A 15729-nucleotide genomic window follows, 5' to 3' on the forward strand; every position below is an offset into this window, starting at 1 on the left:
GACGATGCCGTTCCAGTCCTTCGTATTAGTCGACCTTTGAGGCGCCGTTGGCTCCTCGACAAAATGTTGCGCGTGAACAAGCTGGATGAATCGCAGTCTGTTCAGCATCGAATTATTTATTTGCCGAGGCGCCTTTTGGCGCGTCGCTACCGTGAGATAGCCGTCCTCCATGTTTGGTTCCAACGACGACAAGAAGACCCCAGCTGCGGCTGGTGAGAAGAAAAGCCTGTTCGGATGGCTGCGCAAAAAGCCGCAGGAACCCGTTGTCGAACAGCCACAGCCACTTTCTGAGCCAACCCCGGCACCGGTTATAGAGCAAAAGCCTGCGCCGATTGCCGAGCCGGTGCTGCAACCTGCGGCCGCGCTCGTACCTGAAACCGAAGTCGCGGCCCCATTGCCGCTGACGCCAGTTGCCACGCCGTGGCTGACTTTGCCGGTAGCGGAAGAGCCGGTGGCGCTGGTTGAAGATGAGCAAGCGCCGCACATCACGCCACCGATTCCGGCCCCGACTGCGTTTGCTCCGGAGCCGGTTCGGGCGCCAGTGGTTGAGCCGGCAGTCGTTGCACCGGCAGCCGTTGCACCCGTGTTCGTGGCCGAACCTGCTCCAGTGGTTCCAGAGCCTGTAGTGCCAGCATTTGTTGCTCCGGTTGCTCCGGTTGCTCCAGCGCCTGCGCCTGCACCCGTCATCGCTCCTGTTGCCGCCACACCGGTTGCGCCCCTCGAAACTCCAGTCGAGCCTGTGCGTACCGAAGAGACCAAAGCCGGTTTCTTCGCCCGTCTCAAGCAAGGCCTGTCCAAGACCAGCGCCAGCATTGGCGAGGGCATGGCCAGCCTGTTCCTCGGCAAGAAAACCATTGATGACGAACTGCTCGAAGACATCGAAACCCGTCTGCTGACCGCCGATGTCGGCGTCGAAGCGACGTCGGTGATCATTCAGCGCCTGACTCAGAAAGTCGCCCGCAAGGAGCTGGCCGATGCCGACGCGCTGTACAAATCCCTGCAAGCCGAATTGGCAGCGATGCTCAAACCGGTCGAGCAGCCGCTGAAAATCACCTCGCAGAACAAGCCGTTCGTGATTCTGGTGGTCGGCGTCAACGGTGCCGGCAAAACCACCACCATCGGCAAGCTGGCGAAGAAGCTGCAACTGGAAGGCAAGAAAGTCATGCTCGCCGCCGGTGACACCTTCCGCGCCGCAGCGGTCGAGCAACTGCAGGTCTGGGGCGAGCGCAACAAGATCCCGGTGATCGCCCAGCACACCGGCGCCGACTCGGCTTCGGTAATTTTCGACGCTGTGCAGGCCGCCAAGGCCCGTGGCATTGATGTGTTGATCGCCGACACCGCCGGTCGCCTGCACACCAAAGACAATTTGATGGAAGAGTTGAAGAAGGTTCGCCGGGTGATCGGCAAGCTCGATGCCGACGCGCCTCATGAGGTGCTGTTGGTGCTCGACGCCGGTACCGGCCAGAACGCCATCAACCAGGCCAAGCAATTCAACCAGACCGTCGAATTGACCGGCCTGGCGCTGACCAAACTCGACGGCACCGCCAAGGGTGGGGTGATTTTCGCCCTGGCCAAGCAGTTTGGCTTGCCGATCCGTTACATCGGCGTTGGTGAAGGCATCGACGATTTGCGTACTTTTGAAGCAGAACCCTTTGTCCAGGCATTGTTTGCCGAGCGGGAGCGTTCATGATTCGTTTCGAACAGGTCGGTAAACGCTACCCGAACGGTCACGTCGGCTTGCATGAGCTGAGCTTTCGAGTCCGTCGGGGCGAATTCTTGTTTGTCACCGGCCATTCCGGCGCCGGTAAAAGCACCTTGTTGCGGCTGTTGCTGGCCATGGAGCGTCCGACCACCGGCAAATTGCTGCTGGCCGGGCAAGACCTGAGCACCATCAGCAATGCGCAGATTCCGTTCCTGCGCCGGCAGATCGGCGTGGTGTTCCAGAACCACCAGTTGCTGTTCGATCGCACGGTGTTCAATAACGTCGCGTTGCCGTTGCAGATCCTTGGCCTGTCCAAGGCCGAGGTCGTCAAGCGCGTGGACTCGGCCCTGGAGCGCGTGGCGCTCTCGGACAAAACCGATCTCTACCCTGGCGACCTGTCTACCGGCCAGCAGCAGCGCGTCGGCATCGCTCGCGCCATCGTTCACCGCCCGGCCTTGCTGCTGGCGGATGAACCGACCGGTAACCTCGACCCGCGTCTGGCGGCAGAAATCATGGGCGTGTTCGAAGATATCAACCGTCTGGGCACCAGCGTGCTGATCGCCAGTCACGACCTGGCGCTGATTGCCCGCATGCGTCATCGCATGCTGACCCTGCAGCGTGGCCGATTGATCGGCGACGGGGAGGCCGGCGTATGAGTGCGACACGTAGCCCCAAGGTTTCCGAGCGTGTGGCCCCGAAGGCCGCCGATCCGCAACCACAGCAGAAGAAAAAACGCGACGATGACGATGGCCCGGATTTCGCCACGCTGTTCCGCGCCTGGATCGAAAGTCATCGTGCCAGTTTGCTGGACAGCTTGCGTCGCTTGGGCAAGCACCCGATCGGCAGCTTTTTTACCTGCATGGTGATGGCGGTGGCCCTGAGCTTGCCGATGGGGCTGTCACTTTTGCTGAATAACGTCGAGCGTCTCGGTGGCTCCTGGCAGCGTGCGGCGCAGATTTCCCTGTACCTGCAACTTGAGGCCAGCCCTGCCGAGGGTGAGTCGTTGCGTGAGCAGATCAAAGGCATGCCGGGCGTAGCGGATGCCGAATACGTGGGTCGCGATCAGGCGCTGGAAGAGTTCCAGCAGCAGTCCGGTCTGGGCGAAGCCCTTAAGGAACTGCCGGAAAACCCGCTGCCGGGCGTGGTCCTGGTGACTCCGAAAGAGGTCGACAAGCCTGCGCTTGAAGCATTACGACAAAAACTTTCCGAGTTGCCGAAGGTACAACAGGCGCAACTTGATCTAGTCTGGGTCGAGCGTCTGGCGGCCATCCTCAAGCTGGGCGACCGTTTTGTCTTCGGTCTGACCGTGCTTTTGGTTTCTGCATTACTTTTGGTGATAGGCAATACCATTCGTCTTCATATTGAAAACCGCCGCACAGAGATAGAAGTGATTAAACTCGTCGGCGGCACGGACAGTTATGTGCGCAGGCCCTTTCTGTACATGGGCGCGCTTTATGGCTTCGGTGCGGGGATTCTTTCCTGGGGCGTATTGGCGTTCGGCCTGAACTGGCTGAACGACGCGGTGGTTGGACTGGCCGGTTTGTACGGCAGTGATTTTGCGCTGGCCGGAGTGCCAGTTGCCGACGGTCTGTCGCTCTTGCTTGGCGCGGTGCTGTTGGGGTATATCGGTGCATGGATTGCAGTCGCACGCCACCTGCGGGAGCTTGCGCCAAAGTAATATCATTTTGCTCGTATTGACCTTTCAGCGTTTATGGGAACTTGTTTTTTGGTTTCCGGTCAATTTTCAGCAGTGCTGAACTGCACGAGTTATGTAAGTCGGAGGTTTTTTCGTATGACCAATTCTTTGCAGCCTGCATATGCTCTGGTCCCGGGTGCGAACCTGGAGGCCTATGTGCACACGGTGAACAGCATTCCATTGCTGACGCCGGAGCAGGAGCGTGAACTGGCCGAGAGTCTCTATTATGAGCAGGATTTGGGGGCGGCTCGGCAGATGGTGCTCGCCCACCTGCGTTTTGTCGTACACATTGCCCGTAGCTATTCCGGTTACGGCCTGGCCCAGGCTGACCTGATCCAGGAAGGCAACGTCGGCCTGATGAAAGCGGTCAAGCGTTTCAACCCGGAAATGGGTGTGCGCCTGGTGTCCTTTGCGGTGCACTGGATCAAGGCGGAAATCCACGAGTTCATCCTGCGCAACTGGCGGATCGTCAAAGTCGCGACCACCAAGGCTCAGCGCAAGCTGTTCTTCAACCTGCGCAGCCAGAAGAAACGTCTGGCCTGGCTGAACAACGAGGAAGTCCACCGTGTGGCGGAAAGCCTCGGCGTAGAGCCGCGGGAAGTGCGCGAGATGGAAAGTCGCCTGACCGGCCATGACATGGCCTTCGACCCGGCCGCGGAAGCGGACGACGACAGTGCCTTCCAATCGCCGGCCAACTACCTGGAAGACCACCGGTACGACCCGGCCCGTCAACTGGAAGATGCCGACTGGAGCGACAACTCCAACCACAACCTGCACGAAGCGCTTGAAGTGCTGGACGACCGCAGCCGCGATATCCTCTACCAGCGCTGGCTGGCAGAAGAAAAAGCCACGCTGCACGACCTGGCGCAGAAGTACAAGGTGTCGGCCGAGCGTATTCGTCAGCTCGAGAAGAGCGCGATGAACAAGCTCAAGTTGTCGATCGCTGCGTAACTGCGGCAACGGCAATAAAAAACGCCCCGATCATTGATCGGGGCGTTTTTGTTTCTGCCCAATTTCCGGTTTAGCGTCGACCTTGTGGGATCTTCGGTGTCATTGAGCCCATGGCGCCCGGCGGGAATCGTTGAGGCCGACCAGATAGCTGTCACCGCCCAACTGATTCATCTGCTGGCGAATCCACCCCGCCCGCCTTGCAACGTAAGAAGTCGGATGGCTGGCACTCCACACCCGCGGGTTCGGCAGTACCGCGGCCAGCAAACTTGCCTGCTGCCGGGACAGCGAACCAGCGCCCACGCCAAAGTGATGTCGGGCCGCCGCTTCGGCGCCGAACACACCTTCATCCCACTCGACGCTATTGAGGTATACCTCAAGAATCCGCTGCTTGGGCCAGAACACTTCGATCAGCCCGGTAAACCAGGCTTCCAGGCCTTTACGCAGCCAGCTGCGGCCAGACCACAGAAACAGGTTTTTCGACACTTGCTGGCTCAGGGTGCTGGCGCCGCGAATCGAGCCGCCGCGCTCGTTATGTGCAAACGCCGCCTGAATCGCACTGAAATCAAAGCCCCAATGCTCGGCAAACTTCTGGTCTTCACCGGCAATCACCGCGACTTTCAGGTCGTCGGAGATTTCATCCCAGGGTTTCCAGGTGCGTTGCAGATCGATGGGCTCGCCGTCGATCCAGGATTCGATCTTGCGCTCGACCATCAACGCCGTTCCTGGTGGCGGCACCACCCGAAACAGCAGAACCAGCAAAACACTGCCGGCCGCGAACCAGAGCAGGGCCTTTGTGAAACGACGGAAAATTAACTGCAGCATAGAGATGGCTTGGCCGAACCCGTTGAGCCGGCCATTATACAGACCCTGCTGATCGAGTCTGACTGGAGTTCTTCATGCTGCGTAGCTTTCTGATGCTAGCCGCTTTCTTCGGTTTCACCGGCGTTGCCTTGGGCGCATTCGCCGCCCACGGCCTGAAAAACCGCCTGACGCCTGAGTATTTGGCGATTTTCCACACGGGCGTCACTTATCAACTGGTGCATACCCTGGCGTTGCTGGGTGTTGCATTGCTGGCCACGCAGATTCCCGGTCGTCTGATTACCTGGGCCGGCGCCTCGTTTGCCATTGGCATTGTGTTGTTTTCCGGCAGCCTGTATTTGTTGACGATGACTGGCGTCAGCAAGCTTGGGATCGTTACACCGTTCGGCGGTCTCGCGTTTCTGGTCGGCTGGGTTTGCCTGGGGCTAGCCGCCTGGCGGCTGAGCTGACCACGCAGTCCATTTCGTGACGAATGGCTTGGGTCGCCAAGTCTGATCGGGCTAGAATGCCAGCCCCTAAAAATGATGGCGGCATTCGGCATGCGCATTCAGTTGAACGGCGAATCCCTTGAACTGCCCGACGGTGAAACCGTTGCGGCCCTGCTGACCCGTCTGGAACTGACCGGGCGCCGGGTGGCGGTCGAGCTCAATCTGGATATCGTCCCGCGCAGCCAGCACGCTGAAACCACGCTGAACGACGGCGACTCTGTCGAAGTGGTGCACGCCATCGGCGGCGGCTAGCCGTCTGGCCCGAGCGGCCACAGAATCATTGTGCAAGAACCTCACCCCAACAGAGGATTTCCCATGAGCATCGTTCGTAGCGACAAGCCCTTCGTCCTGGCCGGTCGTACTTACCAGTCGCGTTTGCTGGTAGGCACCGGCAAGTACCGTGACATGGAAGAAACCCGCCTGGCCATCGAGGCTTCGGGTGCCGAGATCGTCACCTTCGCCGTGCGCCGGACCAACCTCGGCCAGAACCCGGGCGAACCGAACCTGCTCGAAGTCCTGTCGCCGGATCGCTACACCTTCCTGCCGAACACTGCCGGTTGCTACGACGCCATTGAAGCCGTGCGCACCTGCCGCCTGGCCCGTGAGCTGCTCGACGGCCACAACCTGGTGAAGCTGGAAGTGCTGGCGGATCAGAAAACCCTGTTCCCCAACGTGATCGAAACCCTCAAGGCCGCCGAAGTGCTGGTCAAGGAAGGTTTCGACGTGATGGTGTACACCAGCGATGATCCGATCATTGCCCGTCAACTGGCGGAAATCGGTTGTATCGCGGTCATGCCGCTGGCTGGTCTGATCGGCTCGGGCCTGGGGATCTGCAACCCGTACAACCTGCAGATCATCCTCGAAGAGGCGAAAATTCCGGTGCTGGTGGATGCCGGTGTCGGTACTGCCTCCGACGCCACCATCGCCATGGAGCTGGGCTGTGAAGCGGTGCTGATGAACTCGGCCATCGCCCATGCCCAGCAGCCGATCATGATGGCTGAAGCCATGAAACACGCCATCGTGGCAGGTCGTCTGGCCTACCTCGCGGGCCGCATGCCGAAAAAACTCTATGCCAGCGCCTCCTCGCCGCTGGATGGTCTGATCAAGTAAGAGCCATTGATGACTGAATCAAACGACACGCCTATCCAGCAGGAAGAAGGCGAAGAGCGCCAACACCGCCGCATCAAGAGTTTCGTGATGCGCGCCGGGCGCATGACCGAAGGCCAGCAACGCGGCCTGGAGCAGGGCGCTCCGCTGTTCGTGCTGCCTCTGGCCGATGCGCCGGTGGATTTCGACCAGGTGTTCGGCCGTTCGGCGCCGCGCTCGCTGGAAATCGGTTTCGGCATGGGCCATTCGCTGTTGGAAATGGCCGCGGCCTCGCCGGAGCAGGATTTCATTGGCGTTGAAGTTCACCGTCCGGGTGTTGGCGCGCTGCTCAATGGCGTGCTGACTCAGGGCCTGACCAACCTGCGTGTCTACGATTGCGATGCGATCGAAGTGCTCAACCGTTGCATCGCCGACAACAGCCTCGACCGCCTGATGCTGTTTTTCCCGGATCCGTGGCACAAGAGCCGTCACCACAAGCGTCGTATCGTTCAGGCATCGTTCGCTGAGCTGGTGCGCAGCAAGTTGAAGGTCGGCGGTGTGTTGCACATGGCCACCGACTGGGAGCCGTACGCCGAGTACATGCTGGAAGTGATGAACGTCGCTCCGGGCTATCGCAACCTCGCCGAAGACGGCAAGTGCGTCCCGCGCCCGGCCGAACGCCCGATCACCAAGTTCGAACGCCGCGGCGAACGTCTTGGGCATGGTGTATGGGATTTGAAGTTCGAAAAACTGGCTTAAGTACGGCGCTGTAAAAACTGTGGGAGCGGGCTTGCCCGCGATAGCGGTCTAACAATCAACGCAGAGGTTGAATGTTATGGCCTCATCGCGGGCAAGCCCGCTCCCACATTGTTTTGTGTGTTATTCGACGTCAGCGGCGGTCTGCCACAACCCCGATCAACACCAGCACCACCAACAACACCGGCGCCAGGCTGTAGTTGTTGAACTGGCTCAAGCCTTTGATGATCCATGGCGTGGCATAGATCAGCGCTACGCCGCTGCCGACCATGCACAGCAGGGCCATCAGCGGGATGCGCAAGGCGCCAGCGATGCTGCCCAGGCGTTGGTCGACCCAGCCCTTGAGGTCGGCGCCAAACAGCACGAGCAGGCAGCCCACCAGCGCCAGAGAGATTTCCGACAGGTTGCTACGGCTCCAGCGGGACACGGTGGCGAGCAGGTCGAGTACCAGATCCATTCGATTTCCTTATGTCAGAAAAGTCTGCAGCAAGTCATTGAGAAAGAGTTGTCCGCGCATCGTGGCTGCCAGACGTGACGGTTCGACCTGCAACAAGCCACTTTGTTCGGCCTCGCGGCGGCCTTCGGCAAGGCTTTCCAGGGGCAGCCCGGTGCGCTCCGTATACAACCGCGCTTCGACACCCTCGGTCAGGCGCAAGGCGTTCATCAGGAACTCGAACGGCAGTTCTTCGTTGGTCAGCGCTTTCTCGCCAGCCTTGAAGCTTTTGGCCGGATTGAGGTAATCCTTCGGCAGGCGAGTCTTCCAGGTGCGTACGATGCGCCCGTCCGGATGGCTGAGCTTGCCGTGGGCACCGGCGCCGATGCCGATGAAGTCGCCGAAACTCCAGTAATTGAGGTTATGCCGCGCTGGCCGGCCGGGCTGGGCATAGGCCGAGACTTCGTACTGCGCGTAACCGTGTTCGGCCAACAGCGCCTGGCCGGCCTCTTGAATATCCCACAGGGCGTCATCTTCCGGCAGCGTCGGCGGCTGGTTCCAGAACACCGTGTTCGGCTCCAGGGTCAGCTGATACCAGGACAGGTGCGTCGGCTTCAGGGCGATGGCCTGGCGCAGGTCGCTCAGGGCATCGTCCAGCGTCTGATCGGGCAAACCGTGCATCAGGTCCAGATTGAAGTTGTCGAAGCCAGCCTGGCGCGCCATGTCGGCGGCACGCACGGCTTCATCGCCGTTGTGGATCCGCCCCAGCGCCTTGAGTTTTTCTTCCTGAAAGCTCTGGATACCGATCGACAGGCGATTGATACCCAGCGCCCGGTAGGCGCGGAATTTCTCCTGCTCGAACGTTCCTGGGTTGGCTTCCAGGGTGATTTCTATGTCGCTGGCAAACGGAATACGTTGCTCGACACCCTTGAGCAAACGGCCCAACGCCTCGGCGCTGAACAGGCTCGGCGTACCGCCACCAAAGAAGATCGAGCTCAGTTCGCGGCCATAGACCGCATGCAGGTCCTGATCGAGGTCGGAGAGCAGGGCGTCCACATACTCTTGTTCCGGCAGCACCGGGCTGGCGGTGTGGGAGTTGAAGTCGCAATAAGGGCATTTGCGTACACACCACGGGATGTGGATGTACAGCGCCAAGGGCGGCAGCACAGGCAAAGCGGCCCGAGGCGATTGCGCGCCGCCGAAGATCAGCGGCGACGCGGACGATTCAATGGTCATTTCAAGCCCAGACGCTGGCGCAGCAGATCCATTGCACGGGCGCGGTGACTGATCTGGTTCTTGTCGCTGGGCTTAAGCTCGGCGCTGGAGCACTCGCGCTCCGGCACCCAGAACAGCGGATCGTAGCCAAAACCGTGCTCACCGCTGGCCTGGGTCAGGATGCGCCCATGCCACAGGCCTTCGCAAAGGATTGGCAACGGATCGTCGGCATGACGCACCAGCGCCAACACGCAGACGAATTGCGCGCCGCGCTCGGCTTGCGGCACGTCTTTCATGACGTCGAGCAGTTTGGCGTTATTCGCCGCATCGCCCTTGCCGTCGGCATAACGGGCCGAATAGATACCCGGCGCTCCGCCGAGGAAATCCACCGCCAGCCCCGAATCGTCGGCCAAGGCCGGCAGGCCGGAAATACGCGAGGCATTGCGGGCCTTGAGAATGGCGTTTTCGACGAACGACAGGCCGGTTTCTTCAGGCTCGACGCTGCTGAACTCGCCGATCGAGCGCAAGTGCACCGATTCGCCCAGCATGGCCTGGAGTTCCTTGAGTTTGCCGGCGTTATGGCTGGCCAGTACGAGTTGCGTGAAATTGATCATTCGCCGGGGAAGAGCTCTTGGTTGAAATTGATGGTGTTGATTTTGTCACCGGTCTGCACCTTGATTTCAAAGGTGCGGATTTCCTGCTGTGGCACCGGATACTGGGCGATGTAGTAGACCGCGCCGGTTTCGGTGATCTGTTTGAACTGCAATGGGACGCTTTGGCTGGTCAGGTCTTTGACCGTCCCGCTGACTTGTGCGGTTTGCGGTTTGCCGTCCTTGATCACCGAGACGTTGATCACGCCCTGGTTCTTGCTGCGGATCAGCTCGGCAGCCTTGGCGATGTCCGGTGTCAGATAAGTCGAGTTGAAGGTGTTGTAGTGCACTGTCACATCGCCAAATGTTTCCTGGCGTTCGCTTTTGATGACGTCGGCGGCCATGGCGGTGACGCTCAGGCAGGCAGTAAGTACAAACAGCGCTAGACGACCCATGATCGTTCTCCTCGAAGTGTCGTGATTCAGACCGCGACCTTGTGGTCCGGCAGACCGGGGCTGCTGACGCGATAGATACCGATCTCACCTAACAGATTAGGCCATAGCTTACTGGCCCACCCGTGTCGATGCTGTTGATCCACGGCAAGTCGATCAATGACCTTGGCTTCACGTTCGCGACACAGCGCTTCAAAGTCTTCGAAGGTGCAGAAGTGAATGTTTGGCGTGTTGTACCAGGTGTACGGCAGAAACTCCGAAACCGGCATCCGGCCCTTGCTCGCCAGGTACCAGCGGCAGCGCCAGTGGCCGAAGTTGGGGAAGGTGATGATGCACTGGCGACCGACCCGCAGCATTTCGTCGAGGATCTTGTCCGGGTAATGCACGGCTTGCAGGGCCTGGGTCATGACCACGATGTCGAAACTGTTGCTGGCAAAGTTGCCCAGGCCCTTGTCCAGGTCCTGCTCGATGACGTTGATGCCTTTGGCGACGCACTCGGCAATGTTGTCCGGGTCGTTTTCCAGGCCATAGCCGGTGACCTGCTTGTGGTCACGCAGCCAGGTCAGCAGCTCGCCGTCACCGCAGCCGAGGTCGAGCACGCGGCTGCCGGCGGGGATCCATTCCTGGATGATTTCCAGATCGGCTCTCATGTCTTCCTCAAAGCGATATGCGGTTCATGTAATTGCTGAAGGCCTGCAAGTAACGCGGGATCGGAATCAGGAAGGCATCATGGCCTTGCGGAGCATCGATCTCCAGATAGCAGACGTCTTTCCTGGCCGCCATCAGCGCGTCCACCAGCTCCCGCGAGCGGGCAGGGGAGAAACGCCAGTCGGTGGTGAAGGACATCACGCAGAACTTGGCTTTCGCGCCTTCGAAGGTTTTCGCCAGGTCATCGTCGAAGTTCGCCGCAGGGTCGAAGTAGTCCAGCGCCTTGGTCATCAGCAGATAGGTGTTGGCGTCGAAACGCCCGGAAAACTCTTCACCCTGATAGCGCAGGTAGCTTTCGACCTGGAACTCGACACTGTGGAAGTCGTAGTTGAGCTTTTCGCTCTTCAGACCGCGGCCGAATTTTTCGCCCATGGAGTCATCGGACAGGTACGTGATGTGCCCGACCATTCGCGCCAGCATCAGCCCGCGCTTGGGGATCACCCCGTATTCCTGGAATGAACCGCCGTGGAACTCCGGGTCGGTAAGAATCGCCTGGCGTGCGACTTCGTTGAACGCGATGTTCTGCGCCGACAGTTTCGGTGCCGAGGCGATCGCCAGGCAGTGCCGCACGCGATCCGGGTAGGTGATGGTCCACTGCAAGGCCTGCATGCCGCCCAGGCTGCCGCCGATCACCGCCGCCCATTGGCCGATACCGAGCAGGTCGGCCAGGCGTGCCTGGCTGTGCACCCAGTCTTCCACGGTCAGTACCGGGAAGTCGGCGCCGAACGGCTTGCCGGTTTCCGGATTGACGCTGCTGGGGCCGGTGGAGCCGTTGCAACCGCCGAGGTTGTTCAGGCTGACCACGAAGAATTTGCGGGTGTCGATCGGTTTGCCGGGGCCGATGCAGCTGTCCCACCAACCGGGTTTGCGGTCGTCGGGGCTGTGGAAGCCGGCGGCGTGATGGTGACCGGACAAGGCATGGCAGATCAGCACGGCATTGCTCGCCGTGGCGTTCAGCGTGCCATAGGTTTCATAGATCAGGTCATAAGCGGGCAGCGAACGACCGCAGGCCAGGGCCAGGGGTTCACTGAAGTGCGCCACTTGCGGCGTCACCAGACCAACAGAATCGGGGGGGAAGGCAGCTGGCATCGACCCTGCTCTCATTGAAATGAGGCGTAAGTCTAAAGACCGCTGTGGCTAGCGGCAAGCAAAGGCCGGGCCTGATTTTCCCTCGCCACATTGAGGTCAGGCCGGGCGCACCAGATCCAGCAAATCCGGCAGCTTCTTCGGCGAACAGATCCGCACCCGCTTCTGCCGGTTCAACTCGCCGCTGATCAGGCTGACCTGGCTCTTGGAAACCCCGAACGCCTTGGCCAGAAACGCCATCAGGTACGCATTGGCCTTGCCCTCGACCGGCGGCGCCGTCAGACGGATCTTCAGGCGATCACCGTGCAGTCCGCAGAAATCATCGCTGCGGGCCGCAGGTTGCAGGTGACATTCCAGAATCAGGTCATCACCGTCCCAGCGAAAGTAGCTCACCGGATCAGATCAGCAAGCGCAGGATCTGCGGCATCATGGTCAAGGCTGCGAGGTTGTTGATCACCAGCATGTCGATCAGCTTGAGCACCATGAACGCCAGGATCGGCGAGATATCCAGGCCGCCGAGGTTTGGCAGAATCTTGCGGAACGGCGCCAGGGCCGGCTCGCAGATCTGGTTCACCAGCTCGGCGCCGGGGTTGTGGCTGCCCGGCGCGACCCAGGACAGGATCACGCTGATGATCAGGGCATAGAAGAAGATATTCAGGAACAGCGCCGTTACGCCGATCAGCGACCAGATCAGCAATTGCAGCGGGTTACCGGTGGTGCCGAAGGTCAGCAGCAGGGTCAGGGCCATCAACGCCAGTTGCACGAGGATTGCCAACACCAGCGAGGACATGTCCAGGCCGAACAGGCTCGGGATGATCCGGCGCAGTGGCTTGAGCAGTGGCTGGGTGGCTTTCACGGCGAACTGGCACAGCGGGTTGTAGAAGTTTGCGCGCACCAGTTGCAGCACGAAACGCAGCAGCACGATCAGCAGGTACAGACTGCCGAGGGTTTGCAGCACGTAAATCGCCGCAGTGTTCAATCCAATCATGTAAGGCTCCTTATTTGCCCAGTTGTTCGGCCATCTCGGCCGAGCGGTGCGCGGCGGCGCCGAGTGCTTTTTCCACCAGGGCTTCGAAGCCGCCGGCCTGGAACGATTTGATCGCCGCTTCGGTGGTGCCCGCAGGCGAGGTCACGCGGCGACGCAGTTCAGCGGCGTCGACATCGCTGGCGACTGCCATGTGTGCAGCGCCCAGCGCGGTTTGCACGGTCAGTTGTGCAGCGATTTCGGGTGGCAGGCCGAGCTTCACGCCAGCGGCGGTCATGGCTTCGATCAGCAGGAAGAAATACGCAGGGCCAGAGCCGGAAACGGCGGTGACCGCGTCCAGTTGCTGTTCTTCGTCCAGCCACAAAGCGATGCCGACTGCCGACAGCAGCTCTTGCGCCTGCTGGCGTTGCTCGGCGCTCACTTGGGCCGTGGCGTACAAACCGCTCACGCCCTGGCGCACCAGCGCCGGGGTGTTGGGCATGCAGCGCACGATGGGCTGGGCACCCAGCCAATTGTTCATGCTGGCGCAGGTGATGCCGGCCGCAATCGACACCAGCAGCTGGTTCGGCTTAAGGCTTGGGCGAATGGCTTCGCAAACGGCTTTCATCGCCTGTGGCTTGACCGCCAGCACGACCACGTCCACGCCCTCAATGGCTTGGGCGTTGTCGGCAAACACTTCGATGCCGTGTTCGGCTTTCACGCGGGCACGGGTTTCTTCGCCCGGATCGCTGGCGCGGATCTGCGCGGCGTCCAGACCTTTGGCGCGCAGGCCGCCGATCAGGCTGGCGGCCATGTTGCCGGCTCCGATAAAGGCAATACGAGTCTTGCTCATGTCAGGTCCTTATAGAGAGGTGAGTCAGCCATGTTCATGGTCGACTGTAATCGCGGGCGCCAAACAGGGCCGTACCGATGCGGACCCAAGTGGCACCCTGGGCGATGGCCGACTCGAGGTCGTGGCTCATGCCCATGGAAAGTGTGTCGAGTGGCAGGTTCAGGCTGGCTTGCAGGCTCTGCACGGCAGCAAAGGCGGCGTCCTGGGCGGCGCGATCTTCAGTCGGCTCGGGAATCGCCATCAGTCCGCGCAATTTCAAACGCGGCAGCGCACTGATGGCATCGGCCAGGGCGGGCAGGTCGGCCGGGGTGCAGCCGGATTTGCTGGCTTCACCACTGACGTTGACCTGGATGCAGATGTTCAAGGGCGGCAAATCGGCAGGGCGCTGTTCGGACAGGCGTTGTGCGATTTTCAAACGATCCACGGAGTGCACCCAGTCGAAGTGCTCGGCGATAGCGCGAGTCTTGTTCGATTGAATGGGGCCGATGAAGTGCCAGATCAAGGGCAGGTCGGCCAATTCGAGCTGTTTGCCCAAGGCTTCCTGCAGGTAGTTTTCGCCAAAGTCGCGGATCCCGGCGGCATAGGCTTCACGCAGGGCCTCGGCGGGCTTGGTTTTGCTCACGGCCAATAGCTGGATGCTGTTCTCATCGCGGTGGGCGGCTTTGGCTGCTGCCTGGATGCGTGAACTAACCTGAAGAGTGTTGTCTGCTATCGTGGACATCAAGAGGCGCCAGCGGTCTGAAGGTTCGCGGCATTCTACTGGAATTGAGGAGCGCTATGGATATCACTGAGCTGCTGGCTTTCAGCGCCAAACAAGGCGCGTCCGACCTGCACCTGTCCGCCGGCCTGCCACCGATGATCCGTGTCGATGGCGATGTGCGACGCATCAACTTGCCGGCCCTGGACCACAAGGAAGTGCATGACCTGATCTACGACATCATGAACGACCTCCAGCGGGTGGACTTCGAGAAGCATCTTGAAACCGACTTTTCCTTCGAAGTGCCCGGCGTGGCGCGTTTCCGGGTCAATGCCTTCAACCAGAATCGTGGCGCGGGCGCGGTGTTCCGGACCATTCCGTCGAAGGTCCTGAGCATGGACGATCTGGGCATGGGGGACGTGTTTCGCAAGATTACCGAAGCGCCCCGGGGCCTGGTGCTGGTGACCGGCCCGACCGGCTCCGGCAAGTCCACCACGCTGGCGGCGATGATCGATTACCTGAACAACCATCGCCATCACCACATCCTCACCATCGAAGACCCCATCGAGTTCGTCCACGAATCGCGCAAATGCCTGATCAATCAGCGTGAAGTCCATCGCGATACCCGCAGCTTCGCCACGGCCCTGCGCTCGGCCCTGCGTGAAGACCCGGACGTGATTCTGGTGGGGGAAATGCGTGACCTGGAGACTATTCGGCTGGCATTGACCGCCGCCGAGACCGGCCACCTGGTATTCGGCACGCTACACACCACCTCGGCGGCGAAAACCATCGACCGGGTGGTGGACGTGTTTCCGGGTGACGAGAAATCGATGGTGCGCTCGATGCTCTCCGAGTCGTTGCTGGCGGTGGTGTCCCAGACACTGATCAAGAAAATCGGCGGCGGGCGGATTGCCGCCCACGAAATCATGCTCGGCACCTCGGCGATCCGTAACCTGATCCGTGAAGACAAGGTGGCGCAGATGTACTCGTCGATTCAGACCGGTGGGTCGCTGGGGATGCAGACGCTGGATATGTGCCTGAAGGATCTGGTGACCAAGGGTGTGATCAGTCGCGAGCATGCGCGGGAGAAGGCGCGGTCGCCGGATAATTTTTGAGGGTTGGAGCGCGACCTGTGGCGAGGGGGCTTGCCCCCGTTCGGCTGCGAAGCAGTCGCAAACTCGGGCGACGCGGTCTTTCTAGTAACGCTTGGTGGCAGGTTTTGGGGCCGCTCCG

20 protein-coding genes are annotated in these 15729 nt (G+C 60.6%); 9 read left to right on the forward strand and 11 right to left on the reverse strand.

Annotated elements, in window-relative coordinates:
• Nucleotides 1–169 precede the first annotated feature (169 nt).
• The 4 genes from ftsY (at nucleotide 170) to rpoH (ending at nucleotide 4349) form a co-directional block, all read left to right on the forward strand.
• Entirely contained in the window at nucleotides 170–1690 is a 1521-nt protein-coding gene (gene ftsY, locus AC1DQM_RS11055; protein ID WP_477746170.1) for a signal recognition particle-docking protein FtsY, read from the forward strand.
• The gene (ftsE, locus tag AC1DQM_RS11060; protein WP_018928694.1) at nucleotides 1687–2358 is read left to right on the forward strand and encodes a cell division ATP-binding protein FtsE; all 672 of its coding nucleotides are present in this window, start codon (nucleotides 1687–1689) and stop codon (nucleotides 2356–2358) included. Before ftsY ends, ftsE begins: the two co-directional genes overlap by 4 nt.
• Entirely contained in the window at nucleotides 2355–3380 is a 1026-nt protein-coding gene (gene ftsX, locus AC1DQM_RS11065; RefSeq protein ID WP_018928695.1) for a permease-like cell division protein FtsX, read from the forward strand. Before ftsE ends, ftsX begins: the two co-directional genes overlap by 4 nt.
• A 114-nt stretch (nucleotides 3381–3494) precedes the next feature.
• Entirely contained in the window at nucleotides 3495–4349 is an 855-nt protein-coding gene (rpoH, locus tag AC1DQM_RS11070; protein WP_477746171.1) for an RNA polymerase sigma factor RpoH, read from the forward strand.
• A gap of 99 nt (nucleotides 4350–4448) precedes the next feature.
• On the opposite strand, the gene mtgA is transcribed toward rpoH, so the two are convergent.
• The gene (mtgA, locus tag AC1DQM_RS11075) at nucleotides 4449–5171 is read right to left on the reverse strand and encodes a monofunctional biosynthetic peptidoglycan transglycosylase (RefSeq protein WP_111452979.1); all 723 of its coding nucleotides are present in this window, start codon (nucleotides 5169–5171) and stop codon (nucleotides 4449–4451) included.
• 74 nt (nucleotides 5172–5245) lie between these two features.
• Here mtgA and AC1DQM_RS11080 point away from each other — a divergent pair, with 74 nt between their 5' ends.
• From AC1DQM_RS11080 to trmB, 4 genes are all read left to right on the forward strand, one after another.
• Complete coding sequence (locus AC1DQM_RS11080) at nucleotides 5246–5617, forward strand: DUF423 domain-containing protein (protein ID WP_111452978.1); 372 nt, start codon at nucleotides 5246–5248, stop codon at nucleotides 5615–5617.
• 90 nt (nucleotides 5618–5707) lie between these two features.
• Complete coding sequence (thiS, locus tag AC1DQM_RS11085; protein WP_007897898.1) at nucleotides 5708–5908, forward strand: sulfur carrier protein ThiS; 201 nt, start codon at nucleotides 5708–5710, stop codon at nucleotides 5906–5908.
• 63 nt (nucleotides 5909–5971) lie between these two features.
• A complete protein-coding gene (locus AC1DQM_RS11090) occupies nucleotides 5972–6766 on the forward strand; it encodes a thiazole synthase (RefSeq protein ID WP_007939343.1) in 795 nt (264 codons plus the stop codon).
• A gap of 9 nt (nucleotides 6767–6775) precedes the next feature.
• A complete protein-coding gene (gene trmB / locus AC1DQM_RS11095) occupies nucleotides 6776–7501 on the forward strand; it encodes a tRNA (guanosine(46)-N7)-methyltransferase TrmB (protein WP_105340803.1) in 726 nt (241 codons plus the stop codon).
• A gap of 130 nt (nucleotides 7502–7631) precedes the next feature.
• Here trmB and AC1DQM_RS11100 read toward each other — a convergent pair whose 3' ends face one another.
• The 10 genes from AC1DQM_RS11100 to AC1DQM_RS11145 form a co-directional block, all read right to left on the reverse strand.
• Nucleotides 7632–7955, reverse strand: coding sequence for a DUF3392 domain-containing protein (locus AC1DQM_RS11100; RefSeq protein ID WP_018928699.1), 324 nt, complete (start codon nucleotides 7953–7955; stop codon nucleotides 7632–7634).
• A gap of 9 nt (nucleotides 7956–7964) precedes the next feature.
• The gene (gene hemW, locus AC1DQM_RS11105) at nucleotides 7965–9167 is read right to left on the reverse strand and encodes a radical SAM family heme chaperone HemW (protein ID WP_258612793.1); all 1203 of its coding nucleotides are present in this window, start codon (nucleotides 9165–9167) and stop codon (nucleotides 7965–7967) included.
• Entirely contained in the window at nucleotides 9164–9760 is a 597-nt protein-coding gene (gene rdgB, locus AC1DQM_RS11110) for an RdgB/HAM1 family non-canonical purine NTP pyrophosphatase (protein WP_007939349.1), read from the reverse strand. Before rdgB ends, hemW begins: the two co-directional genes overlap by 4 nt.
• Entirely contained in the window at nucleotides 9757–10191 is a 435-nt protein-coding gene (locus tag AC1DQM_RS11115) for a DUF4426 domain-containing protein (RefSeq protein WP_018928701.1), read from the reverse strand. The genes rdgB and AC1DQM_RS11115 overlap by 4 nt, the downstream gene beginning before the upstream one ends.
• Before the next feature lie 26 nt (nucleotides 10192–10217).
• A complete protein-coding gene (gene metW / locus AC1DQM_RS11120; RefSeq protein WP_007939351.1) occupies nucleotides 10218–10838 on the reverse strand; it encodes a methionine biosynthesis protein MetW in 621 nt (206 codons plus the stop codon).
• Between the two features lie 7 nt (nucleotides 10839–10845).
• Complete coding sequence (metX, locus tag AC1DQM_RS11125; protein WP_018928702.1) at nucleotides 10846–11985, reverse strand: homoserine O-succinyltransferase MetX; 1140 nt, start codon at nucleotides 11983–11985, stop codon at nucleotides 10846–10848.
• 96 nt (nucleotides 11986–12081) lie between these two features.
• A complete protein-coding gene (locus AC1DQM_RS11130; protein ID WP_477746172.1) occupies nucleotides 12082–12375 on the reverse strand; it encodes a DUF167 domain-containing protein in 294 nt (97 codons plus the stop codon).
• Between the two features lie 4 nt (nucleotides 12376–12379).
• A complete protein-coding gene (locus AC1DQM_RS11135; RefSeq protein ID WP_019580613.1) occupies nucleotides 12380–12970 on the reverse strand; it encodes a YggT family protein in 591 nt (196 codons plus the stop codon).
• Between the two features lie 10 nt (nucleotides 12971–12980).
• A complete protein-coding gene (gene proC, locus AC1DQM_RS11140; RefSeq protein WP_477746173.1) occupies nucleotides 12981–13799 on the reverse strand; it encodes a pyrroline-5-carboxylate reductase in 819 nt (272 codons plus the stop codon).
• Between the two features lie 34 nt (nucleotides 13800–13833).
• On the reverse strand, nucleotides 13834–14520 hold the full coding sequence (locus AC1DQM_RS11145) for a YggS family pyridoxal phosphate-dependent enzyme (RefSeq protein ID WP_018928706.1): 687 nt from the start codon (nucleotides 14518–14520) through the stop codon (nucleotides 13834–13836).
• Between the two features lie 56 nt (nucleotides 14521–14576).
• Between AC1DQM_RS11145 and AC1DQM_RS11150 the strand changes: the two genes are divergently transcribed.
• On the forward strand, nucleotides 14577–15611 hold the full coding sequence (locus AC1DQM_RS11150; protein WP_018928707.1) for a type IV pilus twitching motility protein PilT: 1035 nt from the start codon (nucleotides 14577–14579) through the stop codon (nucleotides 15609–15611).
• Nucleotides 15612–15729 lie beyond the last annotated feature (118 nt).

The sequence above is a fragment of the Pseudomonas sp. 01L34 genome (assembly GCF_056400265.1).

What these genes read in the sequence shown, in the direction of transcription:
- thiS (WP_007897898.1), top strand. Translation starts at nt 5,708, where the DNA reads ATGCGCATTCAGTTGAACGGCGAATCCCTTGAACTGCCCGACGGTGAA.
- proC (WP_477746173.1), bottom strand. Translation starts at nt 13,799, where the DNA reads ATGAGCAAGACTCGTATTGCCTTTATCGGAGCCGGCAACATGGCCGCC.
- metW (WP_007939351.1), bottom strand. Translation starts at nt 10,838, where the DNA reads ATGAGAGCCGATCTGGAAATCATCCAGGAATGGATCCCCGCCGGCAGC.
- ftsX (WP_018928695.1), top strand. Translation starts at nt 2,355, where the DNA reads ATGAGTGCGACACGTAGCCCCAAGGTTTCCGAGCGTGTGGCCCCGAAG.
- AC1DQM_RS11145 (WP_018928706.1), bottom strand. Translation starts at nt 14,520, where the DNA reads ATGTCCACGATAGCAGACAACACTCTTCAGGTTAGTTCACGCATCCAG.
- hemW (WP_258612793.1), bottom strand. Translation starts at nt 9,167, where the DNA reads ATGACCATTGAATCGTCCGCGTCGCCGCTGATCTTCGGCGGCGCGCAA.
- rdgB (WP_007939349.1), bottom strand. Translation starts at nt 9,760, where the DNA reads ATGATCAATTTCACGCAACTCGTACTGGCCAGCCATAACGCCGGCAAA.
- trmB (WP_105340803.1), top strand. Translation starts at nt 6,776, where the DNA reads ATGACTGAATCAAACGACACGCCTATCCAGCAGGAAGAAGGCGAAGAG.
- AC1DQM_RS11080 (WP_111452978.1), top strand. Translation starts at nt 5,246, where the DNA reads ATGCTGCGTAGCTTTCTGATGCTAGCCGCTTTCTTCGGTTTCACCGGC.
- rpoH (WP_477746171.1), top strand. Translation starts at nt 3,495, where the DNA reads ATGACCAATTCTTTGCAGCCTGCATATGCTCTGGTCCCGGGTGCGAAC.
- AC1DQM_RS11150 (WP_018928707.1), top strand. Translation starts at nt 14,577, where the DNA reads ATGGATATCACTGAGCTGCTGGCTTTCAGCGCCAAACAAGGCGCGTCC.
- metX (WP_018928702.1), bottom strand. Translation starts at nt 11,985, where the DNA reads ATGCCAGCTGCCTTCCCCCCCGATTCTGTTGGTCTGGTGACGCCGCAA.
- ftsY (WP_477746170.1), top strand. Translation starts at nt 170, where the DNA reads ATGTTTGGTTCCAACGACGACAAGAAGACCCCAGCTGCGGCTGGTGAG.
- AC1DQM_RS11090 (WP_007939343.1), top strand. Translation starts at nt 5,972, where the DNA reads ATGAGCATCGTTCGTAGCGACAAGCCCTTCGTCCTGGCCGGTCGTACT.
- AC1DQM_RS11100 (WP_018928699.1), bottom strand. Translation starts at nt 7,955, where the DNA reads ATGGATCTGGTACTCGACCTGCTCGCCACCGTGTCCCGCTGGAGCCGT.
- mtgA (WP_111452979.1), bottom strand. Translation starts at nt 5,171, where the DNA reads ATGCTGCAGTTAATTTTCCGTCGTTTCACAAAGGCCCTGCTCTGGTTC.
- AC1DQM_RS11135 (WP_019580613.1), bottom strand. Translation starts at nt 12,970, where the DNA reads ATGATTGGATTGAACACTGCGGCGATTTACGTGCTGCAAACCCTCGGC.
- AC1DQM_RS11115 (WP_018928701.1), bottom strand. Translation starts at nt 10,191, where the DNA reads ATGGGTCGTCTAGCGCTGTTTGTACTTACTGCCTGCCTGAGCGTCACC.
- ftsE (WP_018928694.1), top strand. Translation starts at nt 1,687, where the DNA reads ATGATTCGTTTCGAACAGGTCGGTAAACGCTACCCGAACGGTCACGTC.